This window comes from Butyrivibrio sp. YAB3001, from assembly GCF_900112195.1.
Taxonomy (GTDB): domain Bacteria; phylum Bacillota; class Clostridia; order Lachnospirales; family Lachnospiraceae; genus Butyrivibrio.
Window position 1 is genome coordinate 321500 of sequence record NZ_FOKR01000002.1, and the last position, 23476, is coordinate 344975.

The window sequence follows — 23476 nt, forward strand, 5'->3', positions numbered from 1 at the left end:
ACTATAAAATATATGTCACGCTACCCCTCTCATATCTAATTACATATCAAGTTAATAATACTATAAAACGCCTTATTATTAAAGCAAAATATCACAATTGTTATTCGTTGTTTTCTGATCTGTTTTTAGTATCATCTTCTGTAGTATCTTCAGGGCTCTCTTTACTTGTTTTTTCTTCGTTTTCCGCCTTTTCTTTCTCTGTTTTCTCTTCCTTACTGTCGTCGTAAAATAGCTGTTCCTTGCTATCAATCATTTCTGTAACCTTTTCATTTATAGAATTGAACATCTCAGGGAATTTCTTTCTGTTCCGTCTTATAATGATCAGATTTACTACCAGAATAACTATTCCGACTATAACAATCAAAACCAGCAAAATAATGTACTTATATATCTCACGCTTAGCCTTAACAAATTGAATATTTAGCGTAAAGTTGTTACCCTCCACGTCATAAAGGCTGTAATCTCCCATCATTCCTTTCTTTTCCAAATGCTGTTTAGAGCCGTCATCATTATCAATTACATAAACCTCATAGTTTTTGAAAACTTCAACCAGTTTTCTTTCCGGTCTGAAGCGTATCTGATGGGATGCACTTCCATCATCTGGCACAGTGACAGTCAAAGTTTCATAATCATTAAGATTAGTTATTGTCTTAAGGTCGATATTATTTGCGTTTTTCAGAAGTCCTTCGATGGTGTAATTGGCATACTTTTCAATCTGAAGTCTTTCATTTTCCTTGAATTTGCCATCCACCATCAATTCACCCTGATAAAATCCGTCATTATCAGATGTAAGCTCATCGCAGATAGTTGTTCTGTACTTGATATATCTGGCAGTGATCACCTCATCAGTCGTAATATCATCAATTTTATCTATATCCCAGTCCACATAATATCCTTCTTTTTCATTTACTTTGGGATATTCACTTTCATTTATTGACTGGCCGTATTTTTTCTTTTGCTTTCTTATAAGTTCTTTTCCATCAATTAAATCCTCGTCCTCAAGGATAAAAGAAATAGTCATGTCAGAAAATGCTGCAGAAGCTCTTTCATCCGCATGCCCAATAGGCTCAGCTTTTTTGCTGTAGCTTATCCTATCAATTCCACCAAGCTCATCACTAATAAAAAAGTTGTCTCTGACAATTCCCGCATCATCCACATGCCCGGCAACTGCTCCATACCATCTTGTTGCATTCTGTATCTTAATAAGAGACATACAGTCGGAAATATGCATTCCATCACCTGCGATGCCGCCAACATATGCACCGCCGTCAAGGATTCCCCCGGACTTGGATTTCACAATATAAGACAACGACCTTCCACAAATTCCGCCCACAAACTCTCCGGAATTAGAAGAAATATTTCCCATATTTACGCAGCCATATATTGTTCCCATTTCCTGAAGACCGCATATACCGCTGGCATAATTCTTCTCGGAAGTAACGTTGTTGTAGTTGGTATTACCACGAAGAACACATTTAGTTATAAAAGAAGTATTCAGTTTTGTATCCTTTATTCCTGTAATGTCGCTTTCCTTGTCATATTCGTATTCTATAGCCATTGCACCGGCAATGCCCGCTGTATCTATGTCTCCTTCCACATTTCCATAGTTAATACACTCATCAACAGTTGCATCCGTGCATTCTTGAGCTTCCTCAAGGGAAACATCTGAATAAATGCCAGTATAGTCTTTTTCCAGAACTCCATCCACCGCATCAGTAAAAAGAAGCATGATAGTATTGAACTGATCAGACATTTGCTGAAGATCATCCACAAGAACACCTGTCGCATTGTTAAGCTCAGAGCTTAAGATTCCAAAGTTATCGTTCATTCCCTTCATGTTATCGACAAATGCTGTGGTATGCATTTTATATTCATCACTAAATTGCGGAAAAGCAATGCTATCTCTCCCGGCAACATCCCCAAGTATTGATCTGGTCTGATTTCCTGCTTCCTTAAGCTCCCCTGCAGCGCTTTCAAGAGAATTCATAGCCTTAACCGCATCCTGCCTCACATCGTTTGCTGCAAGAGGAATATAATTCTCAGCTATTGTCAAAAGAGTGGATGTGGCACTTTCCATATCCTCATCAAAAAAGTAGATGTTATTTAGTGCATCGTATCCCGTTCTGCTGCTATCTGTTGGATTAACCCATCTTTCTTTTGCATAGGTATTTGCTGCCTGTTCTGCCTTAAGCTTTGCATTCGAAGAAAGCGCCGCATCAGTGGCATTCCTTGCAAGTTTATCTCCGGTATCAAGCACTGGAAATTCTGCATCATCAGAAGCATGCTTCCAAACACCACTTTCCGCAAACTTCTCACCATTTTCTATAAACCCAAATATTGCGGCATGGCTTGCATCGTCATGGGTATTGTCATAGGCAGTATTCCAGCCCGTATAATCGGCAACTGTTCCGTCAGAGAGGTAAAAATCTATTGCATCAACCGCATCTACAGCCGCTTTTTCTATTCCTCCATTGTAAATATAGTAATTGTAAAAAGGTGTTTTTGCCCTTTTTAACAGTTCGTAGTACTGAGATGTGCCATTATCCAGAACACTTTTTGCATTATTGTACTGTTCCAGCGTATCTCCATCTAAATAGCTCTCAATTTCAAGATGTGAAACTGCATCTTTTATGTTTTGTGCAGAATCCCCTGCATTACCGATGGCATTTACCGTATGGTCCATTGCGCCGCCATCTTTTGACGCCTCCTCCATAACATAATCAACTCTCGAAAAAGCTTCAGAAGCAGCACCCGAAATACCGTTTGCATAATCTATGGTTCCGTCTGCAATAAACTTTACCTCGGTCAGTGCTCCATCTGTAAACTGTTGAATATTTGAAAGTCTGTTTGTAATAGTTGCAGACTGATTCTTGGTATCTCTAAGTGTTGCTGTGACATAATCATGAAGCTTACCGATAGCTTCTGAAAGCTGATACGCGATGTCTGTACTAAGATCAACAGTTATATAAGGCTCAGCCTGGCCTACTATGCCTCCGACATCTTTTCGTCCAAGGATACTGCCAGTGTTAGTGCATTTGTACATATATCCGGACTGTCTTCCAGCTATGCCTCCGACGTTATATCCCACATGCTCGTAGCCAATATCACCTATATTTATACAATTTGTAATGATGCCTATAGAATTACCTGCAATTCCTCCCGTATCCGATGCTGTCACATCAGCTTTAGCCTCTTCTGAAACGCTCTTAGAATTCTTAACAAGGGAAATAGCTTTATTAAGCGTCCCCATAGCATCAATGGTGATTGTTGTATCTTCATTAGAAGTATTGATCATAGCCTCATTGGTACAATCACTGATATTACCCATATTCAAACCGCAAATACCGCCGGTAAAATGTACTCCGTGAACATACCCTTCAGCGGAGCAATTCTCAATTACTCCCGAAAGCTGGTTTGTTCCTGTGATAGCGCCTACATAATCGTTGCCGGTTATAACGCCCTTGAAATTGCATTTAATAATCCGTCCATAATTATTCGCTGCAATCCCTCCGAGCATTATCTGCTGGCCTGAAGGAATAATATCTCCTTCCACTTTGAGATCACTGATAAGACCACTTTTTTGCACAACAACAAAAAGACCGCTGTAGGACATATCATTGTCAATGCTAAGATCACTTATAGTATGGCCGCCGCCATAAAACTCACCGCCAAAAGAAGGGATGGAATTAAAGTCCACACCCCTAAGTGAGATATCAGAAGTAAGAAACACTCTCTTATTTAATGACCAGGTATCCAATCGGCAGTCCTGTGCAAATTTCAAAAAATCATCCACACTACTTATGGTTATTTCTTCTTTTTCTTCAGGAATTTCAGACTCTATCTGCTCCTTGATATCTGCATCCACATCTGTCTCATTCTCTATTGCAATTTCCTGCGCTCCGGTTGTGATTTCTTCCCCTGTTTCAGCCATAACAGATAATGCCGGAGTTGTAAAAAATATCGTTCCAAGAAAAAATGCGCATATTCTCTTTTTCATATCAGATATTCTCCCCTTCACTATCTTCAATCATCTGAATGTCCCCATTTTCAACATAAGCGCTGATATTTCCCTTTACCACAGCATGAACCACCCCGGTTATATTGCCATCAATATGTCCGCGCACCATGCCGTCAATTCGCATTGAGCCTGATTTTTGTTTAGTCTGGATAGGCATGTTCATGACAAAGGCGGAAAGTTCAATTACCTTATCTCCCACCAAAAGAATCTGTGGCAAAACAAACATAGTTATCAAAATTGAGATGATTGTTCCTCTTCCAAGGCACTTACCTATACCATAAATAGCACAGTCAGAAGTCATTTTTCCGATTAGGGTTCCTGCGACAGCAAGCATAGTTCCTGAAGTAATAATAGTCGGGAATGAAAGATTCATCGTATTTATGATTGCATCTCTTTTTCCCATAGTAGAACGAAGTTCAGTGTATCTTCCCGCTATAACAATCGCATAGTCGATATTTGCGCCCATCTGTATTGAACTGACAATCAGGTATCCCAGGAAAAAGAGATTGTCGTGCTCAATAGCAGGTACCGAAAAGTTAATCCAGATGCAGCCCTGAATGACCGCAATAAGAAGAACCGGCATACCTGCTGATTTGAACGAGAATAAAAGAACTACCAGTACCGCAAGAATCGATATTACGCTTGTAACCGTATTATCTCTTCCAAAGCATTTCTTAAGATCATATTGGCTGACAGATTCCCCAACCACATAAATCTTATCAGCATCATAGTATTTTTCAGCTACAGTATGCATATGCTCTATGTAACTAAAGGTCTCATCCGACTCCTGAGGAAGATTGAGATACACGATCATTCTGGAAAAATCTTCACCCTGAAGCTGTTTCTTTGCAAAATTCATCATTCTGTTTGCATCATCAAGCTTTTTCATCAGCTCATCATCAAGAGTAACATAGCCCTCTTTTACCTCTTTATATACGAACATGAACATGTCAATAAGCGGCACTTTATAGCTTGCAAGACCATTTACAACTTTGGCATAGTCAGCATCATTTACTGCAAATGCAGTATAAATAAGTTCTGCCACTTCATAATCAATATTTAAAAGTTCTGAAAACTGTCTTGGAGTTAGCTTTTCAGTAAGAGTATAGCCATTTAGCGCTTCCGTGTTTGCAAGGCCTGTGATTGAGGATATCTTTCCTTCAGCCATCAGATCTTCGATAAGATGTTTTTCTTTTTCATAATCACCCGAAGGAAAAACAAGAGCCACCATATTGTCTGATCGAAAATTTTCATCCTGGAGGTTTTGAGCTTTCTGTACTTCATTTATAAGTGGCGGAGTTATTTGCGAATAGCCGTAAACATAAGGAGTTTTTGATGATATTCTGTTTGCCAGAATAATTACTATTACAAATGCAGGCGCGATTATAAATCTTGTGGCATAAGCGAATTTCCCTACAAACGGAATCTGAGGAATGAAGTTTTTATGCTTTGTCTTCTCCATAAGATTTGCAAAAAGCATTATTATTCCCGGCATCAAAAGAAATACTGACAAAAGACTAAGGATTATGGCCTTTATCAGTACTATTCCCATATCTCTGCCTATCCCAAACTGCATAAAGAGCATGGCAACAAGACCACCGATAGTTGTAAGTGAGCTGCCTGAAATTTCAGGAATTGATTTGGAAAGCGCAATAATGCAAGCTTCTCTGAAATCAAGAATCTCATGCTCTTCTTTATAGCGGTTTAGGAAAATAACCGCATAGTCTACTGAGAGTGCCAATTGCAGCACTATAGTCACAGAATCAGAGACAAAAGAAATTGTACCTAATAAGAAATTGGTTCCAATCTGTAACAGAGCTGCACTTCCAAATGTGAGCAAGAGAACCGGCACTTCAGCGTATGCCTGCGATGTAAAGATAAGTACAGCAACAACGACTATTACAACGATGATGGAAATAACACTCATCTCCTTATTGATAAGCTCAGATTGAATATCTCCAAGAGTCGTTGAAAGATAATAATCATAGTTTTTAAAATACTCTTTAACCTGGTCCAAAAGGACAAGGCACTGTTCATCTTTTTCATCATAATCAAAAGTGATATTAAAAAGCGCAGAGCCATTATTATAGTGTTTGTCAGTATCATCAACTTCTGCTGAAAATACGCCGTCCATCGCCTCAAGCTCATCTTTTATAATAAGCGCGCGGTCGTAAGGCAGATTTGCCACCATGACTTTTACTGAGCCATAGGTAGTAAACTGTTCATCCATGATATCCAGACCAAGTCTTGTTTCTGAAGTGGCTGGCAGATATTTTGCAAGTTGATTTTCAACGCTCACCCAGTTTCGTGATATTACTGAGAAAATACACAGAATTGTGTAAATAAGAAAAAAGAGATTGCGCTTATCCACGATAAAAGCGCAGATTTTGAGCATGACGTTGTTGACGCCTTTTTCTTCTTTAGTATCCATTTCTCTCCCCCAAAAAGATTATGAATTCTTATAGAATTAATTTTATGACCTTTAATGATATTACGCAAGGTTGTGGGGGGTATTGCAATTCTTTCAAAAAGGCATTTCAAATAGAAATGATTTGTATCATGTGAAAAAAGCTGCCCTACCATGAATGGTAGAACAGCTGATATTCATATTTTCTTAATTCCAAAGTGCCTGTCTAATGCATTCAAATAACCTTTACTAATTGCATTTTCAGGACAAGCAAGCAAAACGGTTTGTCCAGTAATTTTGCTTGTACCTATATGGTTATCCATCTTTTTTATGACATCCATCCCAAGCAGAATATTGCCTGTTGTATGTGGAGTTACTCTAACAGGAATATCATTAAATTCAAGATCATCAACAACTATTTTGTCAGCCAGTATACTGATTGCTACTCCCCTATAGCATTTTATAAAACTCTCAGATTCATTGCGAAGATGACTGCTTGTAATGATATTCGTACTTTCTACACCATTTATAACAGATAGATTTTTTCTGTTATGTTTAACAACATCATCTAACAGTTGTTGAATCTGTGCATCAGTCCAACACAAGGTTCTTAAGGGAATTAAAATGCCATGAGCTCCTGTATCTATCTTAATACCTGATTGTCTTATGCTTGGATAAAAAATTGATTCTCCATGAATTCCATAAATATCAGACTTGAAATCGCATCTAAATTCTAAGCTCTTTGTAAGTGTTATTTCTAAAAAATCAGTCATATATCGCAGCGTCCTCATCTTCATAGAATTTTGGCTGGAAAATGACTGTTGTTTTGCCATACTGTTTTTGTATTTTTTCTATTTCCTTATCATCTTTTGTGTTTTCATCACAAAAATACAGTATATCAAACCCATCACTGGTTGCAGTCTCTGGATTAATAAATACCCAAACTCCGTAAAGATCTGACAGTTGCTCAGGCACTACATGCATTCCAACTTTTAAATCATCTATTGTAAGTTTAGATTTAAACATTGCAGTACCTCTCTTTCTAGAAAATGTTACTATGTTTCTCATTATTTCCCTTATCTAGGCCCCACCTAAACATATTTCATGCATATTATAGCATCTTTCCAATCATTATAATATATCCCATAAAATACATTTACCAGCGCACCTAAAAGAAGAGATACTCCCTTTCAAGCAAGCTGCATATGGCGAAATTGCTACCGCAATTTCCCCATCGTACGTTGTCGCAGAATTCACCCAAACAATATTATTCAAAAATCGCTAGCGCGATTCTTTCAAAATAAAAGGAGCGTCCCCTTTCAAGCAAGCTGCATATGGCGAAATTGCTACCGCAATTTCCCCATCGTACGTTGTCGCAGAATTCACCCAATCAATATAATTCAAAAATCGCTAACGCGATTCTTTCAAAATAAAAGGAGCGTCCCCTTTCAAGCAAGCTTGAGGGGATGCTCCTTTTATTTTGAAACCACTTCGTGGTTTTTGAATTATATTGTTTGGGTGAGCTTTGCTCGTTATCGCTCACATCATTCCCATGCCGGGATTTCCTGCTGGCATGGGAGGAACGGGCTCTTTTACTGTAGCAACTGCTGCTTCTGTTGTGAGGAAACTGGATGCTACAGATGTTGCGTTCTGAAGAGCTGATCTTGTAACCTTGGCAGGATCGATGATTCCGTCCTTAACCATGTCTACATACTCTTCTGTGTATGCATTGAAGCCTACGCCCTGCTTAGACTCTTTAACCTTGTTAACAATAACAGATCCGTCAAGACCGGCATTGTTTGCGATGTGGAAAAGAGGAGCCTCAAGAGCCTTAAGAACAACTCTTGCACCTGTCTTCTCATCACCTTCAAGTGAATCAGCAAGCTTTTCAACTTCCTTTGAAGCGTGGATATATGCACTACCACCACCAAAGATAATGCCTTCTTCTACAGCTGCTCTTGTAGCGTTAAGAGCATCTTCCATTCTGTACTTAGCTTCTTTCATCTCTGTCTCTGTAGCAGCACCAACTCTGATAACTGCAACACCGCCAGCGAGCTTAGCAAGTCTCTCCTGAAGCTTTTCTTTATCGAAATCAGATGTTGTATCTTCAATCTGCTTCTTGATCTGAGAAACTCTAGCCTTGATTTCGTCCTTGTTTCCAAGGCCATCAACGATAGTTGTCTTCTCTTTCTCTACCTTGATGCTCTTTGCACGTCCAAGATCATCCATTGTTGTATCCTTAAGTTCAAGACCAAGGTCAGAAGAAATAACCTTACCACCTGTAAGGATTGCGATATCTTCAAGCATAGCCTTTCTACGATCACCATAACCAGGTGCCTTAACAGCTACAACATTGAATGTTCCACGAAGCTTGTTAACAATAAGTGTTGTAAGAGCTTCACCGTCAACATCCTCTGCGATGATAAGGAGCTTAGAGCCTGTCTTAACAATCTGCTCAAGAAGAGGAAGGATATCCTGAATGTTTGAAATCTTCTTATCTGTGATGAGGATGAATGGATCTTCAAGAGTTGCTTCCATCTTGTCCATATCTGTAGCCATGTAAGCTGAGATATATCCTCTGTCAAACTGCATACCTTCTACAAGGTCAAGCTCTGTCTGCATTGTCTTGGACTCTTCGATTGTGATAACACCATCGTTAGAAACCTTTTCCATAGCGTCAGCGATCATCTGACCAACTTCATCATCACCTGATGAAACTGCTGCTACTCTCATGATCTGCTCTTTGCCCTTAACCTTTGTAGCCATCTTGCTGATAGACTCAACAGCTGTTTCTGTAGCCTTCTTCATACCTTTTCTAAGTACGATTGGGTTAGCTCCTGCTGCAAGGTTCTTAACACCTTCGTTGATCATTGCCTGTGCAAGAACTGTAGCTGTTGTTGTTCCATCACCTGCAACATCGTTTGTCTTTGTAGCTACTTCCTTAACAAGCTGAGCTCCCATGTTCTCATATGCATCTTCAAGCTCGATTTCCTTAGCGATTGTAACACCGTCGTTTGTAATAGTAGGTGCGCCATAGGACTTATCAAGAACTACGTTTCTTCCTTTAGGTCCGATTGTAACTCTAACTGTATCAGCAAGCTTATTAACGCCTTCTACCATAGCTGTGCGGGCGTCAGCGCCGTACTTAATTGTCTTTGCCATTTTAAAGTTCCTCCAATTTTGATATATAATTTACTCCATGATATACGGATTTCTCCGTATTACTCACTTGATAACTGCCAAAATGTCATTCTGCTTAACAATGATAAATGTCTCATCATCAAGCTTTACTTCTGTTCCTGAATACTTAGAATAGATAACGTTGTCGCCAACCTTAACCTGCATCTTAACTTCCTTGCCATCTACCATTCCACCAGGACCAACTGCGATAACTTCTGCCTGTTGTGGTTTCTCCTTCTCAGCGCCAGGAAGAACGATTCCTGATTTAGTAGTCTCCTCAGCCTCAAGAGCCTTCAGTACAACTCTGTCTGAAAGTGGTTCTAACTTCATAATAAAGCCTCCTTTATATGTAATTTCATTCTTTTTTTATTTATCTGTTAGCACTCAGCTTTATCGAGTGCTAACTACTAGAAAATATATTAATTAGTTACTGCCCTATGTGCAACCGTATATATTCCGATATATAATGCATATGCTAATTATTACTCTTTTTTTCTCTTATATACTCATTATTTCTACAAATATGTACGCAACCATTAAAAGTACTGATATATTCTTACTCTGCATCATTTTCTATCCTTTAAAGAAGAACAAAGAGTTGCTTTGCAACTCTTTGCGCGCTGATGCGCGCAAGCGTTAGCTTGCATATACATTTGCGCATCAGTCGCATCCATAGCGGAGCGTTTTATATTTCATATGAATGCGAAGCAATTTACAATGAAATATAAAAGAGAGTGACCATACCAATGTATGATTCGCTCTCTTTAATGGTTAATCATAGCGTTGTCTTCCAATAATCAGTCGCATTATCAATTCTTCTAAATCTCATCGAAAACTCTTTATCCAAGTGATTAAAGAATCATGATAAACATTGTTGTATACATCCTGCCTCATCTGGTCAGTAACATATCCATTCTTTTCCATCAGGGCTATGACAGCCTGCTGGAGCCCGGCAATTACACCATCTTCGTAGGTACCTTTACTATCCTCTTGTACTTCTTCTTTTGCCTTATTATTTGTACTTTCAGGTATTTTAATAGGATCTTTTTTAGCTATTTCTGTAGTGGTTTTATCTGTTTCTCCTGCCACTTTCTCATCCACAATATCATTTTGGGAAGCAGAAATCCCCTCAGTTATTTCTTCTATAAATTCAGGATTTTTCTCTTCCACTTTCTTTTCTGATTTCTTTTTTGCTTCATTCTCTTTAGATGTCTTTTTCAGAACTTTCTCTTTTTCTTCCGTGAACTGACGCGCATTTGCATCAAATGGCGCATAAATCTCGCCAGAGTTGCCATGTAGTGTAAAAGAGATATTTCCATTATTTACTGCTATCTTTTCACCGGATAAAAGTCCAATATATTCAGCAGCATTTCCAGCAGGCAGTGTGAAGCCGCAATCTCCATCATCGTTATTTACTGCAACCACAACAGTTTTGCCCTCATAGCTTCTGGAAAATGCAAACTGTCTGTTAGTCAGATGCAGTTCCTTATAATCTCCATATGAAAGCTCAGGAGTATTCTTTCTAATCTTTCCAAGGGCTGCAATGAGCTTTGTCGCAGGATTTGTTTCAAGCGCATCCTTGAAATCATTAATATCAAGAGCTGGTCTAAGTGACGCATCTGAGAATTTTTCTTTCCTTCCTTCAATAGCGAACTCAGAACCATAGTAAACAGAAGGAATTCCGGGAAGTGTATACAGCAAAATATGTACCGGAGCGTAATGAGCTTTATTATTCAGCTTGGTACTAATTCTCTCAACGTCATGATTATCAACAAAATTGTATAATTTGAAACCGCCCTGTCCGCTTCCGCCCATTCCTTCAAGTCTACGCTGAGTGTGAGCTATTTCAAAATAGTTATGGTCATTATGCCCCGAATAAAAAGCCTTATGCATTACATAATTAGTTACGCTATGGAGTGTTCCCTCATTAACCCATCTTGTGTAATCTCCATGGATAACCTCTCCCATCAGCCAGAAATCCGGTTTAATCTCATTTGCAAGACCTCTTAAAGCCTTCATAAAATCAAAATCAAGAACATCTGCAGCATCAAGCCTAAGTCCGTCTATATCAAATTCACTTACCCAGAATCTGATTGTTTCAAAAAGATAATCGCGAACCTCAGGGTTTCTCTGATTAAGTTTTACTAATAGATTATAGCCGCCCCAGTTATCATAGGAAAAGCCGTCGTTATACTCGTTATTTCCCCAGAAATTTACATTACAATACCAGTCTTTGTACCTGGAATTTTCTCTGTTTTCCTTAATATCTTTAAATGCAAAAAAATCTCTTCCTGTGTGATTAAAGACTCCATCAAGGATAACTCTGATATTTTTATCATGGCACTTTTTAACAAATCTCTTTAAATCCTTGTTATCTCCAAGTCTTGAATCCAGTTTTCTGTAATCAGTGGTCTCGTAGCCATGACCTACAGATTCAAATAATGGTCCTATATAAATGGCATTACAGCCAAGTTTTTCAATATGCTCTATCCATGGATCAAGGTTTTTAAGTCTATGGGTCACACCATTATACTCATTCTGCGCAGGTGCCCCTAAAAGTCCCAATGGATAAATGTGATAAAAAATCGCCTCATCATACCAAGCCATGTTATAACCTCCATATATCAGCGCAATTTCGTTAATTATATTATAATACTGAACCTTTGTATGATGTTAATAAATAATTTTTAAAGTTTTATACTGCCCGATATACTTAGACACCTATGGTAGTGTTTTTTCAAACGCGTAAGATGTGACTTGAACTCCCCTCCCAAGAATAGCAGACACAACTTCAGTTTTCTGTACTATGTCCATGAAGCAGGTATAAATGCTCATGGCCCCCCACATAAAACTGAATTATGTCACAAAAATTTAATATTTTTTTATTTTTTGTAAATTGCTATACAAGTATGATTAATCAATAATATGGTTAAGAAACTATATATTTTTTTGTCAGAAAAAGGAAGTTCTGACGTTTGTTTTGAACAAACTTATGCCCTATACTCTGGGCATTTCATATCAAGGAGGTGATTTTTTATGAGTACTGACTTCTTTAGCAGCTTAAACGGCAAGTTTGACTATACAACCAGCCTGACCAATATTTTATCCGATTATAATCAGATCAAGAGCGGCGCTTACGGATCACTTATGAAAGCCTATGTTAATAAAGTTGGTAACAAGGAAGCTTTGAACGCTTATAGGGAAACAGGTTCAACTGCAACAGGATATGAGTCAGAAGATGTAACAACTAAAAAATCCAGCGTCACACACAAATCAAATTTCCTGGATAGTGTTGGAAGACCAACCACAGAGACTAAAAAGGATACTGCATCAACTGATACATCTACAACTACCGATACAGCAAAGGTTTCAACAGATAAATATGCAAAGCTTAAATCATCGTGGCTTGATGATCAGCTAAAACAGTATGATAAAGATGCTACTGCTACAACCGCAGCAGATACATCTATTTCCTACGATACAACAGTTTAAAGCCAGCAAATGCAAAAAAGGATTGTCGCGCACGAAAATCGTGAGTGACAATCCTTTTTATTGAATAGAATACTCCTCTATAAATGTATTACAAAATATATTCCATCTGCGTTTCTTTATTCTTAAATCCCATAGCCCTGTAAAACTTTTCAGCACTGTCATTTCCTTCCCATACATTTAAGGTAAGTTCATAGCAGCCAAGTCTTCTTGCCTCACCACTTACAAATTCAAATAAACTCTTTCCAATCTTCTGTCCCCTTGCATTTTCATCAACGCAAAGGTCATCAATAAACATAGATGTAAAAGGAATCATAGTCGTTGTGAAGGGCTGCTTTTTTATCTGGCAAAAAGCGTAGCCAATAGGACTATCATTTTCATCCACTGCTACATAAACAGGTCTTTGATCATCGGCAAAGATTTCCTGTAAATCTTCCATTGTATATTTGGTTGTTCCCGACACAAAAATATCAGGTCTTATTGCCGCATGTATTTCCAAAACCTGGGATAATAGTTCCAAAACCCTTGGTATATCTTTATTCTCCGCTCTACGTATTATCATTTTTCAGCCTTTCTTTTCATGTGGTATGTCTTTTCCGTAAAGATCGATATAGTTTTCCTTTAATGCAATCGCCCAGTATTTCTCAGGGATGTTGGGCCACTTAACCTTCCCTCTCTCCTGCTCACATAATCTCATAGCCCGTAAAAGAACTGTCTGATTAAGGTCAACTCCGGTCCTTATGGTATGCATTGTAACCGCAGCCCATGCAGGAGCATAGCTACATACAGGAGATGACTTAAACTCTCTTAATATTTCTTTTTTATTATAATCAAGCTGTATAAACTCTTCTTCCCAGGTCTTGCCATCACCATGCAGGATACAAAACTGGGTTTTTCCGCCATAGTACCAGGGTAAGCCCACAGAACCGGGATTTACAGCTTTTTTATCCCTGTAAATATATGTTCCCTGAATATGAGTATGCCCGTGAAGAAGCATCTTACTGTTTAAGTGCGCAATGACTTTCTTAGTATTTCTTTTTTCCTTATATAAGAGTTCTGCCGTATGAGTAGGTGAACCATGACAGTATTCAAATACAGGAAATCCCTTTTCCTCAAAAACCTTATAATTAGGCAGAGAATCAAAAAAGTTAAAATCCTTATCAGTTAAGTTTTCATAGGTATAAAGAAGCGCCCCTGATGCAGAACCCTTGCGCCACTTTCCGGCGCCGCTCTTTTTGTAGTTAAGAAGGTATTCCTCCCTGTTGCCACGAACTATATATGTATTAAAATACTGTTTCAACACATATATAAGTTCCATGGTCTTCTGCGGATTTGGGCAATCAGTAACATAGTCGCCAAGGAGCATAAAATGTGTTATGCCCTTTCCAACCGCATAGTCAATGCATGCCTGCAGCGCACTATGATTTCCATGTATATCACTAAAAACAGCTATATCCATCTAAAATATCTTCCCTGAAATCCTTATATTTTATGTACTAAATGCTGTATCAATACTGCTTTCGTCGAACTGTCGTGTAAACAATTCGTGGTAGTAACCCTTAAGCGCCATAAGCTCTTTGTGAGTGCCCCGCTCTATAATCTTGCCATCCTGCACCACAAGAATAATGTCTGCATTTACTACAGTTGACAGTCTGTGTGCTATGACAAAAGATGTTCTTTCCTTAGTTACTGTTTCGATTGCATCCTGAATAGCTTTCTCTGTCACAGTGTCTATAGACGCAGTTGCTTCATCAAGAACAAGTATCTTAGGATCAGCCAAAATAGCTCTTGCAAAGGAAAGAAGCTGTTTTTCTCCTGTGGAAAGCATGTCTCCGTCCTCACCAACATCACTATCCAGCTGCTTATCCATTCTTTTTACTATATCCTTGGCTGAAACAAGTGAAAGCGCATTCCATATTTCTTCATCTGTTGCGTCAGGTTTACCATATTTGAGATTTTCTCTTACAGTTCCTGAAAAAAGATGCGGAGTCTGAAGCACATAACCTATATTTGAATGAAGCCAAAGCTGTGACCTCTCCGCTGCATCTCTTCCGTCTATAAGTACCTTACCCTTTGTCGGTTTAAAGAATCTGCATACAAGATTTACAAGTGTAGATTTTCCCGCGCCTGTCTCACCTACAATTGCAACATTTGTCCCCTGAGGCACCACAAGGTTAAAATCCGTAAGGACATACTCATCGCCATCCGGATATTTAAAGGTAACATCCTTAAACTCCACATCACCATGAAGCGGTTCCCAATTCTCTTTCCTGGGATTAAAGGTATCGCCATATTTTTCGATAACTTCCGGTGTGTCCGCAACATCAGATTCTGTTTCAAGAAGTCTTGTAAGTCTCTCAATATTGACCTGAACAGCGATAAGTTCTGAGAAAGTGATGATAACATTCTGTATCGGCTCCATAAGGCCAAGCGCATAGGATAAAAATACAGAAAGCGTACCAATCTGAATTACTCCATCTATAGTTATAATTCCGCCTCTCCAAAGAACAAGCGCCAGAGCCACCGAAGACATCATGGTGATCGCTGAGGTAAAAAATGCTGAATAGTGAGTTGCGTGAACAGAGGTTGACCTCATTTTTTCCGTATCATCTTCAAAATCCTTCTGAATCTTGTCCTCGACCACCAAAGTCTTGATTGCCTTGGCTCCCGTAATTCCTTCATTAAAGTTACTTGTTATCGTCGAATTGATTTCTCTGATATTTCGATTAAGCACTATAAGTTTTTTCTGAAAGTACATGACCAGAACAACCGCAAGAGGCACAAGGACTATTACATACATGGCAAGCTTGAAATTCAGCGCCAGCATCATGACAAGTACACATATGATATAAGCTCCCTGCCAGATAATATCCATCATTCGCCAGGAAACCATAACTCCGATCTTACCTGTGTCACTCATTACTCTTGCATGGATATATCCCACATTATTCTGATTAAAGTAGGCAAAAGAAAGGGTCTGTAAATGATTAAAAGCTGCATTTCTAAGGTCCCTGTCTACAAACAACTCTATCTGTCCACATATATAGGTACAGATAAAATTGTCGATAACCTGAAGTACCAGAACGATGACGTACAGAACTACAAAAACAGTAAGTCCTTCAAGTGTCTTTTTACCTACAAAATTGTCAATTGCATATCGGTTAAAAATCGGAAATATTGAATCCGCCAAAGAACTAAGTACGCCCAGCGCTATCATAAAGATGATCTTGGGCATATAAATCTTTATGTATGGATACAATTTGGGTATTCCGAAAAAAGGTAGTTTAATATTATTATTCTCGCTCATGTTCCTTGCATCTGTATATCGTAAATTTTCTTGTAAATACCGTTCTTTTCAAGGAGCTGTTTGTGTGTTCCCTGCTCCGCAATCCTGCCATGGTCAAGAACGATAATGTTGTCTGCATGCATCAGTGTCATGATCCTGTGTGAAATCAAAATAACTGTCGAATCTCCGATATTCTCAGACAGAGCATGACGTATTTTAGCATCAGTCTGGGTATCAACAGCTGATAATGAATCATCAAATACCATGACAGGTGGTTTGCCCACTAGCATCTGCGCAATGGCTGTTCGCTGTTTCTGACCACCTGAAAGCGTAACGCCGCGCTCTCCAACATAGGTTTCATATCCCTTGGAAAAGTCTTCTATGGTTTCATCAAGAGCTGCTATCTTAGCCGCCTCTTTTATTTCCTTGATATCAGCCTTTTTCTGAGTGATTCCAATGTTTTCAGACAACGTTCTGCTAAAAAGAAATGGTTCCTGAAGAACAAAACCGATATTTTTCCTAAGCCAGGAAGCCTTAATAACTTTGATATCAGTATCACCAACACGGATATGGCCTGAATTTTCGTCAAGGTCGTAGAGCCTGTCCATCAGATACATAAGCGTTGACTTTCCGGAACCCGTGCCTCCAAGTATTCCAAAGGTACTGCCGCCCTTTATGATAAAGCTCACATCATTTAAGACTTCTCCTCCGCCATTTTCATAGGCATAAGATACATGCTCGAAAGTAATATCCTCGCCCATAGAAGGCTCTTTTGCATCAGGCCTATCATGCTCAATTTCAGAATTCATTATGTGACTGATACGGTCTATTGATACACCGGCCTTACTCATCTCGGAAATAATTCTGCCTAGTGCCCTGACAGGCCATACAAGCATTGAATTATACGAAACAAAGGCTATGTATTCACCTACTGTGATATCGCCTCTCACGCAATAAACTGCACCAAGAACTGTTATTATCATAACCTGTAGTCCAGAGATAAGGTCATTGGACGCCCAGAAGGCTGCAAGAGTTTTCATAAGATTTATCCACATCTGCGTGTATTCAGCATTCTGTTTGACAAATCTCTCCTTCTCATACTGTTCACGGCCAAATGCACGAACTACTCGCACACCCGTAAGATTTTCCTGGGCAGTTGCAGAAAGCCTTCCCTCTTCCGTATCTGCTCTCTCAAATTCGCTTCTTATTCTCTGATGAAAAAAACTCGAATAAATGACTATGATTGGAATAAAAATAGCCGAGAAAAAGGACATCTTTATATTTATCCCAATCATAAAGTACATTGCAACGCATATTCTGATAAAGATTCTAAATAGAGAAAGCATCTGCTCAGAAATAAACATTCTCACAGTATCAACGTCTGATGTGCATCTCTGTATAATATCTCCTGTATGATTCTGACCGTGCCAGCTAAACGGAAGATGCATTATCTGCTCAAAGAGCTTATTTCTCATTCTCTGAATAAGTTTCTCAGAGCCAAGCGCATTACAAAGTCTGAAACTGTATCTGCATAGTGCCGAAGCAAGCGCAACTGCGCCAACAATAATCGCAATATAATACAAATGTCCCCGGAGGAACTGCCTTCCTCCGAGCACATCCATAATAGTAAGGACAAATCCAGGCGCAACGCTAACTTCTGAATTTCCTATGCAGAAGTCTACAGTGTACTGGATTATCTTTGGTCCTATAAGATCAAAAATAGTGACAAGTATAGAAAAAACTACACTTAAAAAGAAGAATCTTTTACTACCCTCAAGGAAATAAAATACTAAATCCTTCTTGGACTTAAACCTAAGATTTTTATTTGACATTACTTCACAATTTCCTTTATAGACTGCGCAAGTCCTGCAATTCCCTGTATGTTTGACGGAACAATGATCTTTGTTGCCTGGCCGTCAGAAGCCTTCTCAAATGCTTCAAGGCTCTTAAGAGTAAGAACTGACTCATCTGCGCCAGCCTCTTTTAACATCTTGATACCCTCTGCATTAGCGCGCTGAATGCTCTTGATAGCCTCAGCCTGACCTTCAGCTTCACGGATTTTCTTTTCTCTTTCAGCTTCTGCGCGAAGGATAGTTGCCTGCTTATCAGCTTCTGCCTGAAGTATCTTACTCTGCTTCTCACCTTCTGCTACAGTAATCTGAGACTGCTTCTCGCCTTCTGCAAAAAGAATCTTTTCTCTCTTTTCACGCTCAGCCTTCATCTGCTTCTCCATCGCATCTCTTATCTGCTCCGGAGGGTTGATATTCTTAAGCTCAACTCTTGTTATCTTTATTCCCCATGGGTCAGTTGCGATATCAAGAGCATCCTGCATCTGAGCATTTATCTTATCTCTTGAAGTAAGTGTTTCATCAAGAGTAAGTGAACCGATTACGTTACGAAGAGTAGTTGCTGTAAGATTTTCAATAGCTCCGATAGGATTTCTTACGCCGTATGCAAATGCCATAGGATCAGAAATTCTAAAGAATACGATCGAATCAATCTGCATTGTAACGTTATCCTGTGTGATAACAGGCTGAGGTGGGAAATCACAGTACTGTTCCTTAAGGTCAACCTGCCTTGCAACTCTGTCAATAAAAGGGACTTTAATATGAAGTCCTACATCCCAGGTCTCCTTGTAAGCTCCAAGTCTCTCCACAACAAATGAATGTGCCTGCGGAACTATCCTTACGTTTGCCGCAACCAAAACCAAAATCAAAATAATTAATACAACTGCATAGATCATTACTTTTCATCCTCCTTCTCAACAATGAGCTTTGCCCCAACAACTTTTACAACTCTGATAATATCACCAGCATGAATCACTTCGTCCTCTCTGGACGATAAAGCAAACCAGGTGGAGCCATCCATATCAACCTTTCCCAGTCCTACAGCATTGTCAATATCTGTTTTGGCAACCAGTTTTCTGCCAATAACCGCATCAATATTGGTTCTCTTAGTTCTGCTGTTTACATATTTAGTCGCCAAAGGCCGTAAAGTAATCAGTATTACTGTGGAAACTACTATAAAAACAATCAGCTGAATGCCAATATTTGCGCCAATAATAGCTGCAATCATCGCCATGGCAGCTCCTATGGCAAACCATATAGTGACAAGACCAAACGTGGAAAGTTCAATGACTGCAAGAGCTACAGTCACAATCAGCCATGTAACCGGCGCAGAAATAACCATACTCATCCCTCCCCCTTCACATAAACGCTGTGACGCATGATGCTACACAGCCTTCAACTGTATTATACTTCTTTTTCCACGTTCACGAAAGTAGCTAATTAAGCTAAATTGAACACGTTTTGTGATACTGTTTTTTGATTTTCATACAATTAATATGTTATGATATTTTAGTGAGATAATATACGTATTCGCGACTACAAACCATTATTCTCCGGAGGTATATCTGATGTCTTTTCTGACATATGAAGGCTTCAAACAGATTGTTTCTTCACAGCAGCTTGCCTGTGCTATTATTTCCGTGCAAAAAAATCCTGATGGCACCTGTGGCGAAATCCGATATGTTGCTGCGAACGAACCTTTCTTAGACAGTAACTATGCTCTTTTTGCTCCAGAATCCGGCAAAAAACCAACTCGCGATCAATTTACTATGGATGGAAAGATTTATACAGATTTTTTGCCAAAAGAACCTAAATTTGAAGATATATGTTATCGCACAGCCTGGTTGGGCGAGCATTTTCACTCATATATAGACACCACCAGAATGTATGGAATGTGGACAGAAAACATCCTTCTTCCTCTCGGAAATGATGAAGAAAATAAAATCGGATATCTGGAATTATTCTATACTCTCTCCAAGATGATAGACACAGGAAAGTTCTCAGTAATTCCGCCTGACACTGCAAGTTTTGTCATCAGTGCATGCCTTAAGATGAAGGGACAGGAAGATTTTGACTCTTCAATGGATGTTGTGACACGGGATATCCTTGAAAACACCGGTGCCCAGTCTGCTTGCATATTAACTGTAAGTCCTGACCTTTATAAATTTGATATTATTAGCGAATGTGTTAAAAACAATGCCTATAAAATAAAAGATTTATTCATAAGAATCCCCTATGAAATCGTTGAACAGCTGGAATGGCTTTGTGGCGAAACGGATTGCATTATTGTAAAAGATGAAAATGACATGGAACATTACAGTAAAAAAGCGCCACAATGCGTTGATGTTCTTGAAAGAAATAATATCCACTCTCTATGCCTCGTTCCTTTCGTACACCAAAATGCCATTATCGGTTACTTATATATAACAAATTTTGATGTAGATAAGATAAACACCTTTAAAGACATGGTAGTACTTATGAGTTTCTTCCTTTCAGCGGAAGTTGCAAACCATATGATCATGTCACGTCTTGATTATTTAAGCACCATCGACCTTCTGACAGGAGTTTACAACAGAAACTGCATGAATGTAAATGTTGATGAGCTTGCTACAAAGCTCGTCCTGAGTCCAAAGCCTGTCAATGTAGCCTTCTGTAATTTGACCAGCTTAAAAACTGTAAATGATATCGACGGCCACGACAGCGGCGATAAGCTTCTTAAAGAAGCTGCCGAATTTCTTAATCTAGTCTTTACCAATGATAAAATATACAGATCTGGCGGAGATGAATTCACTGTTATCTCAACCTCCGCAAACACACAGGAATTTGAGGAAAAGATTGCAGCTCTTCGTGAAGAAGCATCAGATCCTGACTGGCTTCATTTTGCCATAGGCTACTATTGTGATCAGGAATGTAAAGACCTTCGCCTTGCACTCCGTTATGCAAATGAACACATGTTAAAAGATAAGTCGATTTACTTTAGAAATCATCCGGATAAAAGAATGTGACATAAACACAGCTCAGAAGAATCATATTGACTTCTGAGCTGTGTTTCTTTTAATATGTCACGGATTTATTTTCACAATCCTTCATATCATTTAAGTATTTAATATTCCATACACAGCCACAAAAAGTCATGGGCCGGTACTGTCACATTTTTAGTATCAAAACGTTTTCTCGTTAGAAGGTTCTTGTAATTCCCTTCTTCGTTTATAAACGCTTTTTCATCATAATCACCAAAATTAAACAGAGCTATCATCTTCTCATTCTGATAAAATCTTCCAATTCCAAGAACATGATCATTATATGTCTCAACAATCCAGGTGTCTGCCGCACTGTCAAAAACTCTATGCTGTTTTCTTATCTTTACAAGTTTTGTGATCGCGCTAAAAAGTCTCTCCTGTCTGCTTCCTTTTTTCTTGCGCAGTTTAGCGCTCTCCCAGTCAAAATCTCCACGATGGAGATATCTGCTGTCAGCATTTTTAACAGGATCAGTATGATAATCATAATCGTTTAGCTGTCCTATCTCATCGCCGCTGTACAGCACAGGAATTCCACTCTGAGTAAGCAAAAAAGCATGAAGCATAATATCAAGCTTAACCGACCAGTCAAGTTTACTCATATCCTGCTCATATTCTGCAGCTTCAATTCCACAAAGTGATGCCGTCGTACCGCAAAGCCTTGCATCTCCAAGTTTAGGATCATCGTTGTACAGCTCTCCTCTGGAAGAAGATTCATACATTGCGCCTCTTAAATAGTCGTTTAAGTATTTTTTGTGAGATACCTGTTCAACGCCAAATTGTCTTAAAAACTCATAATCAAGTCCCCAACCGATATCATCGTGACAACGCAGATAATTAAGGAAGATGTACTGTTTTGGCAGGTTAAATACGATGCCAAGCTGATGTTTTAAGAGTTTCACATCCTTTGTGGCAACAGTGTGCCAGGTGCTTGCCATGGTAGTTACATTGTATAGCATCTGACATTCTGGTTTTTCTATAGTTCCGAAATAAGGAACAACTTTGGAAGGCTCCATTACAACCTCTCCAAGAAGAATTGTTCCCGGGCACACAATCCTTGCTGCAATGTGCATCATTCTGACAAGACTATGAACCTGCGGAAGATTTCTGCAGCTTGTACCAACAGTTTTCCAAATATACGGAACAGCATCCAGGCGGATTATATCAACACCCTGATTGCACAAAAACAGCATATTCGCGGTCATATCATTAAATACTGTAGGATTTCTGTAATTCAAATCCCACTGATAAGGATAAAAAGTTGTCATGACAACTTTACCGGCTTCATTGCACCAGATAAAATTCCCCGGTGCCGTCTGTGGAAAGACTTGCGGAACTGTCTCTTCATAATCATCCGGTTCGTTCCAGTCATCAAAAAAGAAATATCTATCCTGAAATTCTTTTTCTCCTCTTCTGGCCCTTTGCGCCCACTCATGATCCTCACTTGTATGATTCATTACAAAATCAAGACAGACGCTAATGCCTCTCTCATGGCAGTCAGCAGATAAATTTGCAAGATCCTCCATTGTTCCAAGCTCAGGCTGAACCTTTCTAAAGTCAGAAACCGCATATCCCCCGTCGCTTCTTTCCTTAGGGCTCTCCAAAAGAGGCATAAGATGTATGTAATTGACACCGCAGGATTCTATATAATCAAGATGTGAACGGACTCCTTGAAGATTCTTTCCAAAACAATTCGTATACATCAGCATTCCAAGCATATCACAGCCGGTATACCACCCAGGATTTTCTTCTTTCTTCGCATCCCATTCTTTTAGCTCTTTACTGCGCTCTGAAAAAAACTTTGCAAGCATGGAAATAAAATAGCTATAAGCCTGTTCATCATTATTATAAAGCTCATTATAAAGCCATTTCAGTTCATCCTCATATTTAGCAAGCCTGTCGTTAAATATCTTTTCATCCTTTTTATTCATAATCATCCCTCAAAAAAATAGTAATTATTCATATTTTAGCAAACTCAAATGACATTTACCATAATAAAGAATGTCGCTCGCAACATTCTCGCGCGAGTGCGCATCCATAGCTGTTATCATTATATAGCTTATTTATACGTTTTTGAGCACCTATTTAATCGTTTTTTTATATTCCTAATATATAGTTCATTATTCATAATTATTTATTAAGCTTTTCATAATTTTGATAGATATATAAATGTTTTTTAGTTTATGTTATGGTATGATGTATTTGTACTATTTTACCCATCCATGGAGGTAT

At 38.8% G+C, this 23476-nt stretch carries 16 protein-coding genes; 2 read left to right on the forward strand and 14 right to left on the reverse strand.

Annotated features, from left to right (window positions below; translation table 11 throughout):
• Nucleotides 1–100: 100 nt before the first annotated feature.
• The 7 genes from BM086_RS01445 to BM086_RS01475 all read right to left on the reverse strand — a co-directional run bounded on the left by BM086_RS01445 (nt 101) and on the right by BM086_RS01475 (nt 12212).
• Nucleotides 101–3997, reverse strand: coding sequence for a hypothetical protein (locus tag BM086_RS01445; protein WP_092322320.1), 3897 nt, complete (start codon nt 3995–3997; stop codon nt 101–103).
• Between the two features lies 1 nt (nt 3998).
• Nucleotides 3999–6449, reverse strand: a complete 2451-nt coding sequence (locus BM086_RS01450; RefSeq protein ID WP_092322323.1) for an MMPL family transporter — start codon at nt 6447–6449, stop codon at nt 3999–4001.
• A 173-nt stretch (nt 6450–6622) separates the two neighbouring features.
• Nucleotides 6623–7198, reverse strand: coding sequence for a hypothetical protein (locus BM086_RS01455; RefSeq protein WP_092322327.1), 576 nt, complete (start codon nt 7196–7198; stop codon nt 6623–6625).
• Nucleotides 7191–7493, reverse strand: a complete 303-nt coding sequence (locus BM086_RS01460) for a hypothetical protein (protein WP_092322329.1) — start codon at nt 7491–7493, stop codon at nt 7191–7193. The genes BM086_RS01455 and BM086_RS01460 overlap by 8 nt, the downstream gene beginning before the upstream one ends.
• A gap of 471 nt (nt 7494–7964) precedes the next feature.
• The gene (gene groL, locus BM086_RS01465) at nt 7965–9587 is read right to left on the reverse strand and encodes a chaperonin GroEL (protein ID WP_092322333.1); all 1623 of its coding nucleotides are present in this window, start codon (nt 9585–9587) and stop codon (nt 7965–7967) included.
• 63 nt (nt 9588–9650) lie between these two features.
• A complete protein-coding gene (locus BM086_RS01470) occupies nt 9651–9935 on the reverse strand; it encodes a co-chaperone GroES (RefSeq protein WP_092322336.1) in 285 nt (94 codons plus the stop codon).
• A gap of 495 nt (nt 9936–10430) precedes the next feature.
• Nucleotides 10431–12212 carry an alpha-amylase family glycosyl hydrolase gene (locus BM086_RS01475; protein WP_092322340.1) on the reverse strand — a complete coding sequence of 594 codons (1782 nt, stop codon included), beginning with the start codon at nt 12210–12212 and terminating at the stop codon, nt 10431–10433.
• A gap of 429 nt (nt 12213–12641) precedes the next feature.
• Here BM086_RS01475 and BM086_RS01480 point away from each other — a divergent pair, with 429 nt between their 5' ends.
• The gene (locus BM086_RS01480) at nt 12642–13097 is read left to right on the forward strand and encodes a hypothetical protein (RefSeq protein WP_092322343.1); all 456 of its coding nucleotides are present in this window, start codon (nt 12642–12644) and stop codon (nt 13095–13097) included.
• A gap of 88 nt (nt 13098–13185) precedes the next feature.
• Here BM086_RS01480 and BM086_RS01485 read toward each other — a convergent pair whose 3' ends face one another.
• Genes BM086_RS01485 through BM086_RS01510 form a run of 6 tightly spaced genes read right to left on the reverse strand, consistent with a single transcriptional unit; the run spans nt 13186 to nt 19575 of the window.
• Nucleotides 13186–13656, reverse strand: a complete 471-nt coding sequence (locus BM086_RS01485; RefSeq protein ID WP_092322346.1) for a GNAT family N-acetyltransferase — start codon at nt 13654–13656, stop codon at nt 13186–13188.
• A 3-nt stretch (nt 13657–13659) separates the two neighbouring features.
• The gene (locus BM086_RS01490; RefSeq protein ID WP_092322349.1) at nt 13660–14553 is read right to left on the reverse strand and encodes a metallophosphoesterase family protein; all 894 of its coding nucleotides are present in this window, start codon (nt 14551–14553) and stop codon (nt 13660–13662) included.
• A 30-nt stretch (nt 14554–14583) separates the two neighbouring features.
• Nucleotides 14584–16401, reverse strand: a complete 1818-nt coding sequence (locus BM086_RS01495) for an ABC transporter ATP-binding protein (RefSeq protein WP_092322352.1) — start codon at nt 16399–16401, stop codon at nt 14584–14586.
• Nucleotides 16398–18212: an ABC transporter ATP-binding protein gene (locus tag BM086_RS01500; RefSeq protein ID WP_092322355.1), complete on the reverse strand. Its 1815-nt coding sequence runs from the start codon at nt 18210–18212 to the stop codon at nt 16398–16400. The genes BM086_RS01495 and BM086_RS01500 overlap by 4 nt, the downstream gene beginning before the upstream one ends.
• Nucleotides 18212–19123 carry an SPFH domain-containing protein gene (locus BM086_RS01505; RefSeq protein WP_092322358.1) on the reverse strand — a complete coding sequence of 304 codons (912 nt, stop codon included), beginning with the start codon at nt 19121–19123 and terminating at the stop codon, nt 18212–18214. The genes BM086_RS01500 and BM086_RS01505 overlap by 1 nt, the downstream gene beginning before the upstream one ends.
• Complete coding sequence (locus BM086_RS01510; RefSeq protein WP_092322361.1) at nt 19123–19575, reverse strand: NfeD family protein; 453 nt, start codon at nt 19573–19575, stop codon at nt 19123–19125. Before BM086_RS01510 ends, BM086_RS01505 begins: the two co-directional genes overlap by 1 nt.
• Before the next feature lie 220 nt (nt 19576–19795).
• Here BM086_RS01510 and BM086_RS01515 point away from each other — a divergent pair, with 220 nt between their 5' ends.
• Nucleotides 19796–21232 (forward strand): GGDEF domain-containing protein, encoded by a 1437-nt coding sequence (locus tag BM086_RS01515; RefSeq protein WP_092322363.1) that lies wholly within the window; start codon nt 19796–19798, stop codon nt 21230–21232.
• 98 nt (nt 21233–21330) lie between these two features.
• On the opposite strand, the gene BM086_RS01520 is transcribed toward BM086_RS01515, so the two are convergent.
• Nucleotides 21331–23175 carry an amylosucrase gene (locus BM086_RS01520; RefSeq protein ID WP_092322366.1) on the reverse strand — a complete coding sequence of 615 codons (1845 nt, stop codon included), beginning with the start codon at nt 23173–23175 and terminating at the stop codon, nt 21331–21333.
• Between the last annotated feature and the right edge of the window lie 301 nt (nt 23176–23476).

What these genes read in the sequence shown, in the direction of transcription:
- BM086_RS01445 (WP_092322320.1), bottom strand. Translation starts at nt 3,997, where the DNA reads ATGAAAAAGAGAATATGCGCATTTTTTCTTGGAACGATATTTTTTACA.
- BM086_RS01450 (WP_092322323.1), bottom strand. Translation starts at nt 6,449, where the DNA reads ATGGATACTAAAGAAGAAAAAGGCGTCAACAACGTCATGCTCAAAATC.
- BM086_RS01455 (WP_092322327.1), bottom strand. Translation starts at nt 7,198, where the DNA reads ATGACTGATTTTTTAGAAATAACACTTACAAAGAGCTTAGAATTTAGA.
- BM086_RS01460 (WP_092322329.1), bottom strand. Translation starts at nt 7,493, where the DNA reads ATGAGAAACATAGTAACATTTTCTAGAAAGAGAGGTACTGCAATGTTT.
- groL (WP_092322333.1), bottom strand. Translation starts at nt 9,587, where the DNA reads ATGGCAAAGACAATTAAGTACGGCGCTGACGCCCGCACAGCTATGGTA.
- BM086_RS01470 (WP_092322336.1), bottom strand. Translation starts at nt 9,935, where the DNA reads ATGAAGTTAGAACCACTTTCAGACAGAGTTGTACTGAAGGCTCTTGAG.
- BM086_RS01475 (WP_092322340.1), bottom strand. Translation starts at nt 12,212, where the DNA reads ATGGCTTGGTATGATGAGGCGATTTTTTATCACATTTATCCATTGGGA.
- BM086_RS01480 (WP_092322343.1), top strand. Translation starts at nt 12,642, where the DNA reads ATGAGTACTGACTTCTTTAGCAGCTTAAACGGCAAGTTTGACTATACA.
- BM086_RS01485 (WP_092322346.1), bottom strand. Translation starts at nt 13,656, where the DNA reads ATGATAATACGTAGAGCGGAGAATAAAGATATACCAAGGGTTTTGGAA.
- BM086_RS01490 (WP_092322349.1), bottom strand. Translation starts at nt 14,553, where the DNA reads ATGGATATAGCTGTTTTTAGTGATATACATGGAAATCATAGTGCGCTG.
- BM086_RS01495 (WP_092322352.1), bottom strand. Translation starts at nt 16,401, where the DNA reads ATGAGCGAGAATAATAATATTAAACTACCTTTTTTCGGAATACCCAAA.
- BM086_RS01500 (WP_092322355.1), bottom strand. Translation starts at nt 18,212, where the DNA reads ATGTCAAATAAAAATCTTAGGTTTAAGTCCAAGAAGGATTTAGTATTT.
- BM086_RS01505 (WP_092322358.1), bottom strand. Translation starts at nt 19,123, where the DNA reads ATGATCTATGCAGTTGTATTAATTATTTTGATTTTGGTTTTGGTTGCG.
- BM086_RS01510 (WP_092322361.1), bottom strand. Translation starts at nt 19,575, where the DNA reads ATGAGTATGGTTATTTCTGCGCCGGTTACATGGCTGATTGTGACTGTA.
- BM086_RS01515 (WP_092322363.1), top strand. Translation starts at nt 19,796, where the DNA reads ATGTCTTTTCTGACATATGAAGGCTTCAAACAGATTGTTTCTTCACAG.
- BM086_RS01520 (WP_092322366.1), bottom strand. Translation starts at nt 23,175, where the DNA reads ATGAATAAAAAGGATGAAAAGATATTTAACGACAGGCTTGCTAAATAT.